Raw genomic sequence first — 15,882 nt, 5'->3', positions numbered from 1 at the left:
CAGCAGTCAGCTGTTGATCAGCACTACACCTGCGGCAGTGGACACTGCACCAGCAGGCTGTAGAGCCGGGTGACCCGCTCGATCAAGCGGTCGTTGAAGTCGTAATGTGAGCTGTGACAAGGCCAAGCCGGAGCCGCACCGTCGTCAGAGCCAATCAGTGCAAAGGCACCGGGAATTTCGTTGAGGTAGTAGCTGAAGTCTTCCGACGCCATCACCGGCAGCATGATGCCATGCTCCAGTGAGTCTTCACCAAACAGCTGGCTCCAGCCATTGCGCATACTGCGCGCCTGCTCAGGATGGTTGATGGTGGCTTCGTAACGGGGAAAGCATTCCAGCGTCGCCGTGGTGCCATAACCGGCGGCGGTTTGCTGACAAATGGATTCGATGGCGTCGTTAACCAACTGGCGGGTAGCGCGGTCGGGTACCCGAATGCTGCCGGAGATCACCGCTTGCTGGGCAATCACCGTCGGTGCACTGATGGCGTCTATGGACGTCACGCTGACCACCGCCGCCAACTGCGGCGGTAAACGTCTGCTGATTACTTGCTGCAAGGCAATCACCACCGCGCTGGCCGCCAATACCGGATCGGCACACAGCTCCGGCTGACTGGCATGACCACCCTTGCCCGATATGGTGATTTTGAAGGTGCCGTTGCCACACATCACAATGCCGTTGGGGCAGGCCATCTTGCCGAACGGAATCGCTGGCCAATTGTGCCAGCCAAAAATCTGATCAACCCCTTCAAGCGCGCCGTCGTCAATCATGGCCTTGGCGCCATGACCGCCCTCTTCTGCCGGTTGGAACAGCAAGGTGACTGGTGCAGGCAGTTGCTCTTCAAAGCGCTTCAGCCAGGCTGCGGTCGCCAGCAAAGTGGCGGTATGGCCATCGTGTCCACAGGCATGCATGCAACCGCTGTGTTCCGAACTCCAGCTGACGCCGCTGTCTTCGACAATCGGCAAGGCATCGATATCGCCGCGCAGGGCGATATGCAGATGGTCTGTGGCCGCCGTGTTGATTCCCCCCAGCGTCGCCACCGTGCCGGTACCTGCGCAGGCACGCCATTGAATACCCATGGCATCCAGCCGCTGGCGAATCAGCAACGCGGTGCGTTCTTCCTGCCACCCCAGCTCAGGCTGACGGTGCAACTGCCGACGCCAATCGGTCGCTTGTGCAATCAGTTGTGGCCAGTCCGGCCCGCTGGCACTGCCTTGCTGCCCTGCAACTTTGCTTCCGGCATCAGCAGTCTTGTCAGGCTGAGTCAGGTTCAGAATTTCTTGCATGGTGTTCCTCCGGTCTTCACTTGTACCTGAGCACGGAGCGTTCCCGCTCGGGCCAGCTGACGACGGGATTGTCGACTTTGCGTTTTACCAGCAAGAATATTTGTTTAAAAACAGCCACTTGGCGTGCACAAAAAAGTGCCGCCGAATTTAAATTCGAACGAGTGATAGATTATGGGATTTTATCGCTGGCAAGCTGCTGAAAATCAGCCGCTATTGACCAAGTGGACAGAGTGACGCGCAATTGTCGGCAACGGAATTTTTTCAGATGACAGGCTTATGCTCGGCGGCTTTCTAACAACTGTCAGGACTATCGAATCGGAAAAATACAGAAACTGGTCGTTCAGAAATGACTATCGCACCAAAGCAAAACACGACGCACCAGAATGCGTCGTATTTGCCGGAGGATTGAGGCTAAATTGCGGCTGAAGGTCGTGGTTTCTAATGTGTAAACGGACTGAACTGGCTCCATCCCGTTATTGAGAAAAGGCAAAATCCACCGCCGCCCTGGCGTGAATTTCAGCGGTATCGAATAACGGAATATCGGTATCTTGCGGCTTCACCAGCAGGCCGATTTCGGTACAGCCCAGAATCACACCTTGTGCTCCCTGCTCAACCAGCGATTCCATCACCGCCAGATAGCTGGCGCGAGAGCTTTCCAGTACCTTGCCCTGACACAATTCCTGATAGATCACCCGATGCACTTCGGCTCGCTGTTCATCGTTGGGGATAACCACCTCCAGCCCGAACTTGTCGGCCAACCGCTGACGGTAGAAATCCTGCTCCATGGTGAAGGCGGTGCCCAGTAAACCAACCTTCTGAATCCCCTTGGCCACCAGCGCCGAGCCGGTAGCGTCGGCGATATGAAGCAGCGGAATACGCAGCGCCGCTTCTACCTCGTCGGCCAACTTGTGCATGGTGTTGGTACCAATCAACAGGCAATCGGCACCGGCGGCCTGCACCTGCATGGCGGCGCTGACCAGCTCATCGCGGATGGCGTCCCAGTTACCTTCGGCCTGTAAATCCGCCAGTGGCTGAAAATCAAGGCTGACCAAAGCTAATGACGCCGAATGCAAACCACCGGCACGTTCACGTACGCCTTCATTAATCAGCTTGTAATAGGTCTGGGTGGACTCCCAGCTCATGCCGCCCAACAGCCCGATGGTTTTCATAGCCGTCCCTCTTTGTTCATGGAGTGAGTTATCCGCAGAGTGCGTAGTCCACCTATTGTTACAGCTGGCTGTTTTCGGGTTAGAGCCAGTTGTCCGCTTGATGATCAGAACAGTTGCCATTGAATAGGCCTAAACCGCTAAAACTGTACTTAAAGCAGTACAGTTGCTGTGAACAAACCTTGATCAATATTCGTAGACGCTAACCTCAATTCACCACTCCACGCCGCACTGCGGACAATCTGGACGGAAACAGACCAGCCCCATGTGCAATTGGTCAATTTGGAGTCTTTCGATTCCGGTTTGCTTGAAGCACCTGCCTGTGTCGGCCGTTCGATTAATTGGAATTTGCTGCGCGGGCGCAGTTCATTCAACCAACGACGGTTACAGGAGATGGTAATGACGCCACTTCGCTCTGCCCTTGCAGCATCCATTCTGAGTATCACAGCCTCTTTCGCCAGCGCCGCCAGTCTGGATTTTTCCAACGAATACAACGACAAGTCGATCCACGCCCAGGGCGATGCCTACTTTATCGAACAGGTGTCAAAACTGAGTGGCGGTGATGTGGATATCACCCTGCACACCAGCGGTGCCTTGGGCTTCAAGTCGGCCGACCACTTCTATGCTGTAGCCGATAACGCCATTCAAATCGCCGACACTCTGGCGGGCACCATGGGCGGTATTGACCCAATCTTCCTGCTGTCGTCGCTGCCATTTGTGGTCAGCAGCGTAGACGATGCCGAAACCCTCTACGAGGTTGCCCGTCCTTATTACGAAAAAGTCTTCGCAGATAACGACCAAATCCTGCTGTATGCCTCTCCTTGGCCAGCCAGTGGTATCTGGTCGAAAGGGCCGGTGAACTCGGTGGACGAGCTGCACAATCTGAAGATTCGTACCTACGACAAAAACGGCACCATCGCTTTCAAGGAAGCCGGAGCCGCACCGGTGCTGCTGTCGTGGGCAGACGTAGTCCCACAGCTGTCGACGGGCGGTATTTCGGCGGTGCTGACGTCGGCTGAGTCCGGTGCCAACGGCAGTTTCTGGGAACACCTGAACAGCTACAGCGAAATCCGTTACGCCATTCCATTGAACATGGTGCACATGAACCGCGAGGTGTTTGACGACCTGCCAGAGAAGGACCAGCAAGCCATTCTGGAAGCGGCCAAGCTGACCGACGCCCACAACTGGCAAACCGTGCGCACCCGTTTGGCCCAAAACTACGACGAGCTGAACCAGCACAAGGTCAATATCATCACCGATATCGACCCGGGCATGGCCGCCGACCTGAAAGCCGCAGGCAAACCAGCATTGGATGAGTGGCTGAAGAGCACCGGTGACACCGGCCAGCAAATCTTCAAGCAGTTGCAGCAGTTTGCAGCCGAGTAAACCCATGATTGCAGCCTTTATCCTGCTGGTAAAACGCATCAATCAGGCTGGCGGCATCATTGCCGGCAGCCTGATTGTGTATATGGCGGCGCATATCCTGCTGGAAATTGTGCTGCGTTTCTTCGATACCTCGACCTACATTCTTAACGAGTTTGTCGGCTACGCCGTCGCCACCATGACCTTTATGGGACTGGGTTTTACGCTGGAGCGCGCCGGACTGATTCGGGTGGATATGCTGATCGACCGCCTGCCCCATGTCTGGACGGTCATTCTGGATGCGTTGGTGTCTGCCGCGGTATTGGTGCTGTTCAGCTGGCTTAGCTGGTACTGGCTGAAAAACGTGTTGCGCAGCTACAAGCGCGGCATTACCAGTGATTCGCTGGTCGATACCCCCATCTGGATTCCCGAAGGACTGGTGTTCATTGGCATGGTCGTGCTGTGTATCACCTTGTTGGCCCGAGTGCTGAGCCTGCTGGTTTACCAGCAACCGCCTTGCTATCTGGAAGCAGACGAAACCGATGGCGATTCAGCCAATTCACAGCAGAGCGAGGTGGCCTGATGGAAACCCTGATGACCACCCTGGGTGTTGTGGTACTGATTTTTCTGGTGCTGGGCCTCGGTGCCTGGGTCTTTGCCGGACTGGTTATGGTGTCGGTACTGTCGCTGTTCTGGCTGGGGGATTTCAGCTTTCACCGCATCGGCGTCACCCTGACGCGGATTCTGTTTCGGGCCGGTAACTCATGGGAGCTGTCGGCCATTCCGTTATTTATCTTCATGGGCGAACTGATCTTCCGTTCGGACATATCCGAACGCCTGTTCAAAGGCCTCGAGCCGTTCGCTCGTCGCATTCCCGGAGGCATCCTGCACACCAATATTTTTGGCTGTACGCTGTTTGCTGCGGTCAGTGGTTCCAGCTCGGCCACCACCGCTACCGTCGGTAAAATCACCACCCGCGAGCTGCAACAACGCGGCTACGACCGCAAACTGTCGATTGGCTCGCTGGCCGGTGCTGGCAGTCTCGGGCTGCTGATTCCACCGTCGATTGTGATGATCGTCTATGGCGTACAGGCCGAAGTATCGATCAGCAAACTCTTTATGGCCGGTGTACTTCCGGGCCTGTTGATCGCCGTGCTCTACTCCGCTTACCTGTTCGCCCAGGCGGTGATGCATCCACAAAAAGCCCCGCGACAGACGACCGAAGAAAGCAGCGTCACCTTGTGGCAAAGCATCAAACTGCTGAGCCCGGTGCTGGCACTGATTTTTGTAGTGATTGGTTCTATTTACTCTGGCCTTGCCACACCATCGGAGGCCGCCGCCGTTGGCCTTGGCGCGTCGCTATTGATGCTGGCAGCCGAACGGCAACTGAGCCGGGATCTGTTCAGCGGCGCGCTGCGTTCGGCCATTCTCAGCAGCGTGATGGTGTGTTCGATTCTGGTCTGTGCAGCCCTGCTGGCGACCGCCGTTGGCTACCTGCACATTCCACAAGACCTCGCTGCCGTTATTTCGGCCATGGACCTGAGCCCGGCCCAACTGCTGATGATTCTGGCACTGTTCTACATAGTGTTAGGGCTGTTTCTGGATGGCATTTCCATCACCGTGATGAGCCTGCCGATCACCCTGCCACTGGTACTGCAAGCCGGCATCGACCCGATCTGGTTCGGCGTGTTTCTGGTGATCATGGTGGAACTCGGTCAAATCACTCCGCCGGTAGGCTTTAACCTGTTTGTATTGCAAGGCCTGACCGGTGAAAAGCTTGGCAAAGTCGCGCTGGCCGCCATGCCATTCTTCATTCTGATGTGCTGTGCCGCGCTGCTGATCACCCTGTTCCCCGGCATTGTGCTGTGGCTGCCTGAACTGGGCAGTGGATAAACAGGGCTTGGGAATGGGTAGTGGCTGATACGGCTTCTGCGGTGCGGATCAAAACAGCAGACCATAAAAAACCCGACCTGACGATCGGTCAGGTCGGGTTCGAAAACAGCCAGACCGGGCTTGCACCCGGCCGATCACCTCGGTTTACGCAGTGGTCGTTTCAGACTGCTCGGCACGTGCCTTTTGGGCTTGTGCCTCGGCTGCTACGGCGCTGTTGTCCGCAGCAACTGTTTGGTCGGCGGTGCTGTCCGCCTGAATCGCCGTCAGGGCGATGGTGAAGACGATGTCGTCTACCAAAGCACCACGGGAAAGGTCGTTCACTGGCTTGCGCATGCCTTGCAGCATTGGGCCAATGCTGATTACGTCGGCAGAACGCTGTACCGCTTTGTAGGTGGTGTTACCGGTGTTCAGATCCGGGAATACAAACACGGTGGCCTGACCGGCAACGGCACTGTTCGGTGCCTTGGAGCGGGCCACGCTTTCCATTACGGCAGCGTCGTATTGCAGCGGGCCGTCGATCAACAGATCCGGGCGTTTTTCCTGCGCAATACGGGTCGCTTCACGCACTTTATCCACATCAGACCCCTGACCGGAGGCACCGGTGGAGTAGCTGATCATGGCTACCCGTGGCGGAATGCCAAAGGCCATGGCGGAGTCGGCAGACTGAATGGCAATATCGGCCAGCTGTTCGGCGTTCGGGTCCGGGTTGATGGCGCAGTCGCCGTATACCAGTACCTGATCCGGCAGACACATAAAGAACACAGACGACACCAGGTTGGTGCCCGGCGCGGTCTTGATCAGCTGCAGCGGCGGACGAATGGTGTTGGCGGTGGTGTGTACCGCGCCACTCACCAGACCATCCACATGGCCCAGTTCCAGCATCAGGGTACCCAGTACAACGTTATCGGCCAGCTGTTCTTCGGCGATGATTTCAGTCATGCCCTTGTGAGCGCGCAGCTCGACCAGGCGGCCGATGTAGTTGCCGCGAATCTCGTCCGGATCGAACACGTCGATGCCGTCGCCCAGTTCAATGCCCTGGTTCTGTGCCACGCGGTGCACTTCTTCCGGCTTGCCCAGCAGTACACAACGAGCAATACCGCGCTTGGCACAAATGGCCGCGGCTTTTACGGTACGTGGCTCGTCGCCTTCCGGCAGCACGATGGTTTTGGCCGCGCTGCGGGCACGCTGGATCAGGTTGTAGCGGAACGCTGGCGGCGACAAACGACGCTGGTATTCGCTATCAACGTAGCTGTTGAGCCACTCGGCATCGATGTGACGGGCGGTTTCTTCCTGAATGCGGTTCAGGCGCTCGGCATCGTCCAACGGAATTTCGTTGTCCATGCGTTGCAGGTCCATAGCGGTCTGCCAGCTGTTGGTCTGCACTTTCAGTACCGGCAAGGTGCTGTTGGCAGCGCCAAACTGCTCGATCACGCGTGGATCAGGTTCGCGGTCACCGGTCAGGATCAGACCTGCCAGCTCAACGCCGTTCAGGGCTGCCAAACCGGCAGCCAGCATCACGTCGTCACGGTCGGCCGGGGTCACCACCAAGGTACCCGGACGCAGTTCTTCCAGTACGTTGGCCACGGTGCGAGCACACATAATGACGCGGCGGGCACGACGGCTGTCCATGTCACCGGCGTTAATCACGCTGGCGTTCATGTGCTTGGCAACGTCACTGATGCGCGGAGCGTTGATGCCATCACGCCATGGGATTTCACCCAGTACAGGGAAGTGGTCGCCGAAGATGGTGCTCTGCTCGCTCATTTCTTCAGCGGTCAGGCTCTGACGGCTACCGGTGTAGTCGGTCAGCTCTGGCTGACTGCGGCCATTGTTGTCCAACGGTGCGCCCAATTTGTTCAGCAAGCAGCCGATCAAACGCTTGTTGCGCACGCCACCGTACGCAGCGGCGGTGATTTCGATGTGGTCTTCAAACGACTCAACAGAATCAGCGGCCGGAGCAGCCACCAGAACCACCTGGGCGTCCAGCGCCTTGGCGATTTCCTTGTTGATACGAGTGGCGTATGGCTGGTTGGCGGTTGGAATCACGCCTTCAATCAGCACCACTTCGCTGCCTTGTGGGCGCGACTGCTCGTAGCGGGCAACGATTTCTTCCAGCAGCTCATCGCCACGACCGGAAGACACCAGATGCTCGGCTTCACGCATGGAAAGCGGCTGACCAATCGGCTGTTCACAGCTGCCTTGCAGCAGGGCCACGGTGCGGTCTTCGGCACCGACGTCGGTCTGGTTTTCAGCGATCGGTTTGAAGAAATGAACCTTGATGCCCTGACGGTCCATGGCATGGAACAAGCCCAGTACCGCAGTTTTCAGGCCTACGCCGATACCAGCCGGAGCCAGCATTAATGCCTGTGCCATTACTCAGCTCCTACCGGTTGCGCAGTTTCGACAAAACGCACGGCATCCTGGGCGATCATCAGCTCTTCGTTGGTAGGAACCACCAGGGCTTTCACTGCGCTGGCATCGGTAGAGATTTCACCAGCACCGCCACGAATGGTGGCCTTGTTGCGTGCGTCGTCGACTTCGATACCAAGGAACTGCAACTGACGCAGGGTTTCGGCGCGGATCACGTCAGAGTTTTCACCAATACCGCCGGTGAACACCACGCCATCCAGACGACCCAGAGACGGCACCATGGAGGCAATGGTACGCGCCAGACGGTAGCTGTAGATTTCCAGCGCCAGCTGGGAACGCTCGTGGCCTTCTTCCGCAGCTTCTTCGATGGTGCGGCAGTCGTTGCTCAAACCGGAAATACCCAACAGGCCGCTTTCTTTCCACAGCATGTCGTTGATCTGGTCGATGTTCATATCCAGCTGCTTGGCCAGATATTCATGAATGCTCGGGTCGATGCTGCCGGAACGGGTGCCGTGCACAATGCCTTCGTTTGGCGTCATACCCATAGAGGTTTCCATGCTCTCACCGTTCTTCACAGCACACACAGACGCGCCGTTACCCAGGTGGGCAATCACCATGGCGCTGTCTTCCAACGGACGCTTCAACATGGTTGCTGCCTGCACACAAACGTAGCGGTAGCTGGTGCCGTGGAAACCGTAACGACGTACCGCGTTTTCTTCGTACAGTTTGTACGGCAGCGGGTAGATGTAGGACTTGGCTGGCATGGACTGGTGGAAAGCAGTATCGAACACAGCAGTGTGCGGCAGGTTCGGGAATACCTTGCGAGCGGTTTCGATACCGGCAAGGTTGGCCGGGTTATGCAGCGGCGCCAGGTGATTGCACTGGCCTATCTTCTCCGCCACTTCATCGGTAATCAGCATGGATTCGCGGAAGAACTCACCGCCATGAACCACACGGTGACCGACCGCCTTGATGCTGTCGCCCAGACCCGGCTGCTGCTGGATAAACTCCACCACCGCAACCAGCGCTTCATCATGGCCAGCGTTCGGCAGGCTGACACGGGTTTTCTCGCCGTTTTGCTTGAACGCAATCTCGGCACCTTCGCTGAACAGACGCTCAGCCTGACCGGTTAAGACTTCATCACCAAATTGAGGGTCGATCACGGCGAATTTGATAGAAGAACTGCCGCAGTTAATCACCAGTACCAGTGAGGTAGACATGGGTTACCTAAACCTTTGTATGTCGGGGGCATGCATGGGTGCCCGAAACTAAATTCAAATGCTTTCCGTGCGCGTGGAGCGTTCCCTCGGCGAACGTTGAGCCTTGGCCAATTAAGGTTGCTTGGGGAGATGCAAGAACACTGAGCGCAAGCTCAAAACTGCAACAGGTGCTGTTCTTGATCAGAAAACCAGGTGGGAGTCGTTGTTATAGGCTGGTTCCGGCACCACAGCATCACGCCGATGTGAGCTGTGGCTTCGTGGCGGCGGATTGTACGGCTTTGGATCGGGAAAATATAGACTTTAGTCTAACACCCAAAGAAACAAGGGCTTTTGCAACTTTCGTACACGGAATAATCAGCAGGCTGGGAGGCTGACTTTTTATGATTGCCTGTCAGGAACAGATCGATTTCCTCAATATGTAACAGTAAAAGCCAATTATTTTTGGCATTTTGATGACAGCCCGGAACAACCACCCATTTGATCAAAAATACAGCAGAGATGGCATAAACCCCGTATTAACGGGGCTTATGTAGCTTTTGAAAGTCGGAAAATGAGATTTGATTCTCGAAAGAAAGCAGGTGAAAAACCTGAATGGTTAGATTTTCTAATCATTACCGTGAAAAAGAGTCGCTTTATTCTGAAGACCCCGATCCCTACTATGGCACCCATCAACAACACAGACCCAATCCACAGGATGACCAATATGAAAGTTGAAAACACCGAATACTACATCGACGTAGACCAAGCCATCGCAGACGCAAAAGCTGCTCGTGATGCTTACTTGGCTGAGATCTTCTCTTCCCTGTTCGCCAAGATCAAAGTTGCTCTGACTTCCAAAAAAGCAGACAAGCTGGTTGCCGCTCACTAAGAGCTGACCAACGACTGTTTACCCGCAGGTCATCGGCCGACTTCAAGGAACCAACAACAATTCTTCCTTGCTGTCAGGCACAACCTGGGGCGGTAATTTCCTCGCAAGACCTACGCAATACCCCCCTCCTGCTAGACCTTCTTAAAAGTCACTTCTGAAACACCCAGCTTCAAATACCCGATCCACACATCTGATCCATACAAACGTTTCCAAGCCCCCACTTTTTGCTGAATATTTGAACCAGACTTGGTTGCCACCTGAATGGTATGGGGACATCTATTTAATCCTGCACGGCTCTGCGCGAGTGTTGCCGTTGTTCAGTGCAAGGCGACGAATGCAGCGAAATGACGAACCTGTCCGGTCGAGTCTTTTCAAGTTCGTCAACACAGCACTGGGCGGCGGCAGCCCAGAGTGAGCACCGGATTAAATAGATGTCCCCGTATGGCCTCACAGCAAATGCGGATTCTCGTAGTCACCCCGAAACATCAGCTGCACCAGTACAGGCTCATCGGTTTCGTTTTTGAAGTACCAACCATGGCTGCCTTCAAAGGGCGCGATAAAGCTGCCTTTCATCTCGGTGGAACGTCCCACCACGTAGCTTTTGAAATACCCGCTGGTATCCCCCTTGGGCTCACCGTGCACATCGACGTACACCTGGCTGCTACTGCTGATCCAACGGAAGTCGACCTGAGCGCCCTGCTGCATGGTCATTTTGTATTCCAACCCGCTATTGGGCATCAGCGTTAGTTGAACAGACTTTCGGGTATCGGACGGCTTGCTGACAGCGCCCTGAGCTTGTGCCGCTTGCATTGCCTCCAGCGTCTCCGGGGAAAGCGCCGTCAGATTCAGCGCCTTGCCGACACCGGTCGGGTCGATGTTGTATTCGGCCGGTAATATCACCGTAAACAAGGTAATCAGGCCAACCAATATGGCGGCGGCGGTGGCTTTCCACAGCGTGGCTGCGGAAACCTGTGCCGTGTTTACCTCATTACGAATCTCAGCGCTCATATCAAGACGCTCCTGTTATTGGGTGAAATAGCCGGTTAATTGAAACCCCGCCAGCATCACACCAGAGGCCGTCAAAGCCGAGTTAGTGACGACCGCAAAGCGACCAAAAGATGGCGACTGCCGCCACGCAGACAACAGCAACACCACCAATACCAGCGCAGCAAACTGCCCCAATTCAACACCAAGATTGAAGGCGACCAGGTTATCCAACAGGCCGTCTTCGGGAATGTGAAACTCCTGCAACTTGGTCGCCAGCCCAAAACCGTGAAACAGGCCGAACACCAGCACCATCAAACGGGTGTCTGGCTGAAAACCCAGCAAACGCTTGAAACCGCCCAGATTATCGAAACCCTTGTAGAGCACCGACAAACCGATAATGGCGTCGATCAGGTAAGCATTAACCTGGATATTGGCCAGCACGCCGCTCATCAGGGTGATGCTGTGGCCGAGGGTAAACAGACTGACGTACAGCAGCACATCGCGGCTGCGATAGAGGAAGAACACCACCCCGACCAGAAACAGAATATGGTCGTAACCGGTGATCATGTGCTTGGCACCAATGTACAGAAACGGCGCAAACTGAACGCCGCTGTTGAGCTGTAAAAAGATACGGGTGTTGTCATCGACGCCATGGGCTAGCGCCAGCACCGAGGTACTCGCAAGCAGAATAGCAACGACCGATTTAAAGCTGTTATTCCATGAAAATTGGAATGGGGTTATCAACACGCGACTCAGCCTCATATCCTTCCTGCACAACCTTCAGACACAGAGGATCTGTCATGCTGACACACCAAGCGAGCAACGCCATCAGTCTATTGGTGTCGATGGCATAACACCTTGGTTCTGATGATGTACCGGTTGAGTCTTACGTTAGGCAGACTACGGAACAGACACTAAAAAGCCCGCATCAGCGGGCTTGGTACACAATACAGCGAGAGGCAGAACGGTACTCGCGATCAGAATGGAACGTCGTCATCGTAGTTTGGCATTTGCTGGGCGAAGCCTGCATCTGCCGGTGCCGCCATTGGCTGGGCTTCGCTGAGAGACTGAACGCGCCAGGCTTGCAGGCTGGTGAAACATTTTTCCGGCTTGCCCGGAGCATTCCACAGACGGCCATTCAGGTTAAAGGTCACCAGAATTTCGTCACCCAGGTGGAAGCTGTCCATCAAGGCGCATTTATCTTTGATCAGCTCAAACGCCACGTAGTTCGGGTATTCCGACTTTTCACCATCACCCGTCAGTTTGATCACAAACTCGCGCTTGGTGAAATTGTTCTGGCCGTAGCTTTTGGTGTCGTCGATGGAGTGGATAACGCCTTGGGCTTCGAAGCTTTTGGACATGAAGAAAGACCTTTCAGAAGTCATTGAATTTGCCGGAATCATAACATTGATCCCGGCCAGTTCGCCCCGATCAGACCAACATCCGGCCCGCATGCCCACAAACCCGGTGCCCACTACCCATCTCGCCCCCAACAAAGCCTGGCGATCAGGATTCCGCAGGTGCCATCAGCCATTCAGCCAAACCAATGACCAGCAGTACCGCAGCAATGCCAAGTAATATCGGTGTTGCCCCATTGGCCACACAAATCACCTGAATAGCCACCAGCGAAAACCGCACAATCGCGTCGTAACGACCGACGGTTGCTGACGGATTCAGGTAGCGATACACCGCCCACACAGTAACGTAAACGCCCGCCAGGTTGAGCAGGAAGGCACTGGTTTCATCCAACGGCAGAAATACACTATCGAATCCCAGCAGGCTGTCCAGCGATGCAATCATCCCGACCACAGTCGTTGCCAGCAGCGGTACTGCCAGAATGGTGGTCACCAGAATGTCGTACACCGCTGCGGCTCTGACGAGAGTTTGGTAGCGGCTGGTTGGTTGTGCCATGGTTTGCGTTGTCATTGGTATCTCCTTGCCAATAAATAAAGGGTTGAAAATGGGTCAGGCGGGAACAGCGCCTGAAAGCGGACGCTTCAGCAACTCCCGAATTTCATAGAACTCGCCAGAACTCAGCTCCAACAGCGGCCAATGATTCAGTACCTGAATAATGTCCGCTGCTCGTTGCTCGGCTTCAATCACGTAGCCCGGTTGTGAGGCGCGCTGCTTGAGCGCCAGTAACTCCGGCAGCTCATCCGTCACACCATCCGTAATGGCGTGATAAACACTGGTCCTGACGTTGCAGAGCCCAAGAGAAAGAAAATCGATATCCGGATTCTCAAGCTGGTAAAGCCGGATTAAGGCATTGAGCGCCGCCTTGGATGTGGCATAGCTGACCATGCCAGCACGTGGTCGCTGACCGGATATCGACGCTGATGCCACGGCTTTCCGCGGCCGCCATTCCAACTTCAGAAGTGCATCCAACGTAGCTTTGACAGCCATAACATTGAGACTCATCACCCACTCGAACTCGGCCATCGATACCTGCTCCGCCCGTTTGGGTGGTGCACCGAAGGTGCCAGCATTCAAAAAGGCTATCTCCAGTGGCTCAGAGCCCAATTGCTGTTTGAGTAAGCTAAAAGTAGCTTCAACCTCGTCGTAACAGCGCAGATCACATTGTTGCCAGTAGAAGTTCGGGTGCTGTAACGCCGGTTGGTGACGTGACAAGCCGCCAACCCGGTAACCCAACGCCAGATATTGCTGCGCCAGGGCAAGGCCGATCCCGGCACTCACTCCCGTAATTAAAACAACACTCATATCGCGCCCTCAGGAAAACTTGCCACTGCTGTAGCCGCCATCCACATCCAGTACCGTACCGGTGATATAGGACGATGCCGGACTCAACAAAAATAGAATGGCGGCCACCACCTCCTCAGGATCGGCCATGCGTTTCATCGCCGTAACCGCCAGCTTTTGACGAGTAGCCTCGGGGTTGGCCGCAAGCCGTTCCGGCGTATTCATCCCCCCCAGCGTCGGGCCAGGTGCAACGGCGTTGATACGCACAGCGAAGGCCTCATCACTGTCGACAGCGGCCTCGATAGCCGCAACCTGAGTGAGGCAATTCAACGCCGCTTTGGATGCGGAATAAGCCGCCTGCCCGGGGATCGGAGTAACACCCGCACAAGAAGACACATTGACGATAGCGCCGCCCGACTGACGGCCAATCAAGCGCAGCTGCTGCTGCATACACATCAAGGTACCGGTCAGGTTGATATCCACCACCTGCCGCCAGTTGTTGAGATCCAATGCCCGTACCACGCCACGGCTGGCTGTAATACCGGCATTGTTAACCGCCAGATCGAGCCGACCAAAGCGTTCCCGGATCTGCTCGAACAGTGATTCGACCTGAGCTTGCTGACTGATATCGCAAGCGATAAAGCTGACGCTATCGCCCAGCTCCTGACACACGGATTCGGCCTTTTCAGCAGAACGACCGGAAACAATGACCCGGGCTCCAGCCTGGACCAGTTGTCGTGCCAAAACCCGGCCAATACCATGGGTACCTCCAGTGATCAGCACCACCTTGTTATCAAAACTCATCGGAACATCCTTTCAGTAAGCGTATTCAGTAAACGATATGGTCAGGGCGCAAATAACGCGGATTAACACAACAGAACACCCGCTCTGCCGCTGGATTGCTTTTGTCGCGAAAGCAGTTGCCGTCGAACCGGCAACGATGAATTTGCTGGTGTTGGCCAGCCAGGCTTTTATTAATGAGGTCGTTATCTGCGAACAGGGCCCGGGTCATACCAACCAGATCAACCCCCAGCTCTAAACGGGCTTGTTCGGCGCTGTCGAGGCCATCAATCAACCCGGCAAACCCCAATGGCAGTGAGCAATAGCGGCGAATCAACCGAACACCGCTAGCCATCCGTTGGCGCGCTTCATCGGATGCATCCACCAGCAACTCGAATGTTTCACCGATGCTGACCGACAGTGTCAGAGCCGCAACACCAAGTTCTTCCAGGCGATGCAGGTGTGGCGCAATCAGCTCCGGTTTCTGGCCTTGCTCAGACAGGCCATCATCAATCCCCAGTCGCACGCTGATCGCCAACTCCGGATAGGCCTGACGAATGTCATGCACAACTTCACAGAGCATCTGCATGCGCTTGTGACCAGTGCCACCATAATCGTCAGTACGTTTGTTGGTGTAGGGAGACAGGAAACTGCTGAGCAGATAACCGTTGGAAGCTTGCAACTGCACCATGCGTCCGCCAGCTTGCCAAACCAGACCGGCAGCTCTTACGAAGTGACGCTTGACCCGGTTGATGTCCATCTGGGTCATGGCCACCACCTTGTAATCCGGATCTTTTTTCGACATGCGCTGACACGCGATGCCGCTGGGTGACATCAGCTCAGTCGCCGTCAGCTGGGTACTTCCCTGGGCACCGTAATGCTGCAACTGAACCACCACCTCACAGTGATGCTGACGCCCCAACTCAAATAGTGGACGTAATGCCTCGGCATGCTCGTCTTCGTACAGACACAGACCACGCTGATGCAGGCGACTGGCAGGATCGACAGTGGCGTTGCCAAGCACCACCATGCCCGCACCGCCAGCAATAACATTGCGATAAAAATCGATCAGCTCTGGGGTTGCACATCCATCATCCGAGGCAACATCAATCCCCATTGGCGCAAAATAGGCACGATTCTTCAGTCGAATCTGTTCCGTTAGCCGCAGCGTTGCGGTCATCGCCGGGTACGTCGTGGCCTCCTTCCCCGTATCCATTCCCTTATTCGATTCGGGCTCAACCACAGGTATGGCAGTCATA

At 55.5% G+C, this 15,882-nt stretch carries 15 protein-coding genes; 4 read left to right on the top strand and 11 right to left on the bottom strand.

Features of this window, described 5'->3' with window-relative positions:
- Positions 1-23: 23 nt before the first annotated feature.
- Positions 24-1,280 carry a N(2)-acetyl-L-2,4-diaminobutanoate deacetylase DoeB2 gene (gene doeB2 / locus ACXADJ_RS18225; RefSeq protein WP_475068822.1) on the bottom strand — a complete coding sequence of 419 codons (1,257 nt, stop codon included), beginning with the start codon at positions 1,278-1,280 and terminating at the stop codon, positions 24-26.
- A gap of 473 nt (positions 1,281-1,753) precedes the next feature.
- On the bottom strand, positions 1,754-2,449 hold the full coding sequence (locus ACXADJ_RS18220; RefSeq protein ID WP_475068820.1) for an aspartate/glutamate racemase family protein: 696 nt from the start codon (positions 2,447-2,449) through the stop codon (positions 1,754-1,756).
- 396 nt (positions 2,450-2,845) lie between these two features.
- On the opposite strand from ACXADJ_RS18220, the gene ACXADJ_RS18215 reads away from it, so the two are divergent.
- Genes ACXADJ_RS18215 through ACXADJ_RS18205 form a run of 3 tightly spaced genes read left to right on the top strand, consistent with a single transcriptional unit; the run spans position 2,846 to position 5,701 of the window.
- On the top strand, positions 2,846-3,832 hold the full coding sequence (locus tag ACXADJ_RS18215) for a TRAP transporter substrate-binding protein (protein WP_475068818.1): 987 nt from the start codon (positions 2,846-2,848) through the stop codon (positions 3,830-3,832).
- 4 nt (positions 3,833-3,836) lie between these two features.
- On the top strand, positions 3,837-4,391 hold the full coding sequence (locus ACXADJ_RS18210) for a TRAP transporter small permease subunit (protein ID WP_475068816.1): 555 nt from the start codon (positions 3,837-3,839) through the stop codon (positions 4,389-4,391).
- Positions 4,391-5,701 (top strand): TRAP transporter large permease, encoded by a 1,311-nt coding sequence (locus ACXADJ_RS18205; protein ID WP_475068814.1) that lies wholly within the window; start codon positions 4,391-4,393, stop codon positions 5,699-5,701. The genes ACXADJ_RS18210 and ACXADJ_RS18205 overlap by 1 nt, the downstream gene beginning before the upstream one ends.
- A gap of 144 nt (positions 5,702-5,845) precedes the next feature.
- Here the strand turns inward: ACXADJ_RS18205 and pta are convergent, their stop codons facing one another.
- Both pta and ACXADJ_RS18195 read right to left on the bottom strand, forming a co-directional pair.
- Positions 5,846-8,074 carry a phosphate acetyltransferase gene (gene pta / locus ACXADJ_RS18200; protein WP_475068810.1) on the bottom strand — a complete coding sequence of 743 codons (2,229 nt, stop codon included), beginning with the start codon at positions 8,072-8,074 and terminating at the stop codon, positions 5,846-5,848.
- The gene (locus tag ACXADJ_RS18195; protein WP_475068808.1) at positions 8,074-9,291 is read right to left on the bottom strand and encodes an acetate kinase; all 1,218 of its coding nucleotides are present in this window, start codon (positions 9,289-9,291) and stop codon (positions 8,074-8,076) included. Before ACXADJ_RS18195 ends, pta begins: the two co-directional genes overlap by 1 nt.
- Before the next feature lie 703 nt (positions 9,292-9,994).
- Between ACXADJ_RS18195 and ACXADJ_RS18190 the strand changes: the two genes are divergently transcribed.
- Positions 9,995-10,159 carry an RSP_7527 family protein gene (locus ACXADJ_RS18190; protein ID WP_475068805.1) on the top strand — a complete coding sequence of 55 codons (165 nt, stop codon included), beginning with the start codon at positions 9,995-9,997 and terminating at the stop codon, positions 10,157-10,159.
- 447 nt (positions 10,160-10,606) lie between these two features.
- Here ACXADJ_RS18190 and ACXADJ_RS18185 read toward each other — a convergent pair whose 3' ends face one another.
- From ACXADJ_RS18185 to ACXADJ_RS18155, 7 genes are all read right to left on the bottom strand, one after another.
- Positions 10,607-11,167 (bottom strand): hypothetical protein, encoded by a 561-nt coding sequence (locus tag ACXADJ_RS18185; RefSeq protein ID WP_475068803.1) that lies wholly within the window; start codon positions 11,165-11,167, stop codon positions 10,607-10,609.
- 15 nt (positions 11,168-11,182) lie between these two features.
- Positions 11,183-11,908, bottom strand: coding sequence for a HupE/UreJ family protein (locus ACXADJ_RS18180; RefSeq protein ID WP_475068801.1), 726 nt, complete (start codon positions 11,906-11,908; stop codon positions 11,183-11,185).
- A 215-nt stretch (positions 11,909-12,123) separates the two neighbouring features.
- A complete protein-coding gene (locus tag ACXADJ_RS18175) occupies positions 12,124-12,507 on the bottom strand; it encodes a DUF3127 domain-containing protein (protein ID WP_028292988.1) in 384 nt (127 codons plus the stop codon).
- Between the two features lie 145 nt (positions 12,508-12,652).
- Positions 12,653-13,072, bottom strand: a complete 420-nt coding sequence (locus ACXADJ_RS18170) for a hypothetical protein (RefSeq protein WP_475068799.1) — start codon at positions 13,070-13,072, stop codon at positions 12,653-12,655.
- A 39-nt stretch (positions 13,073-13,111) separates the two neighbouring features.
- Complete coding sequence (locus ACXADJ_RS18165) at positions 13,112-13,864, bottom strand: SDR family NAD(P)-dependent oxidoreductase (protein ID WP_475068797.1); 753 nt, start codon at positions 13,862-13,864, stop codon at positions 13,112-13,114.
- Between the two features lie 9 nt (positions 13,865-13,873).
- The gene (locus tag ACXADJ_RS18160; RefSeq protein WP_475068795.1) at positions 13,874-14,647 is read right to left on the bottom strand and encodes an SDR family NAD(P)-dependent oxidoreductase; all 774 of its coding nucleotides are present in this window, start codon (positions 14,645-14,647) and stop codon (positions 13,874-13,876) included.
- 25 nt (positions 14,648-14,672) lie between these two features.
- Positions 14,673-15,881: an oxidoreductase gene (locus ACXADJ_RS18155; RefSeq protein WP_475068793.1), complete on the bottom strand. Its 1,209-nt coding sequence runs from the start codon at positions 15,879-15,881 to the stop codon at positions 14,673-14,675.
- Position 15,882: the final 1 nt, after the last annotated feature.

This window comes from Oceanobacter sp. ABM4_470 (assembly GCF_056158645.1).
This window is presented reverse-complemented; position numbering and strand designations above follow the sequence as displayed.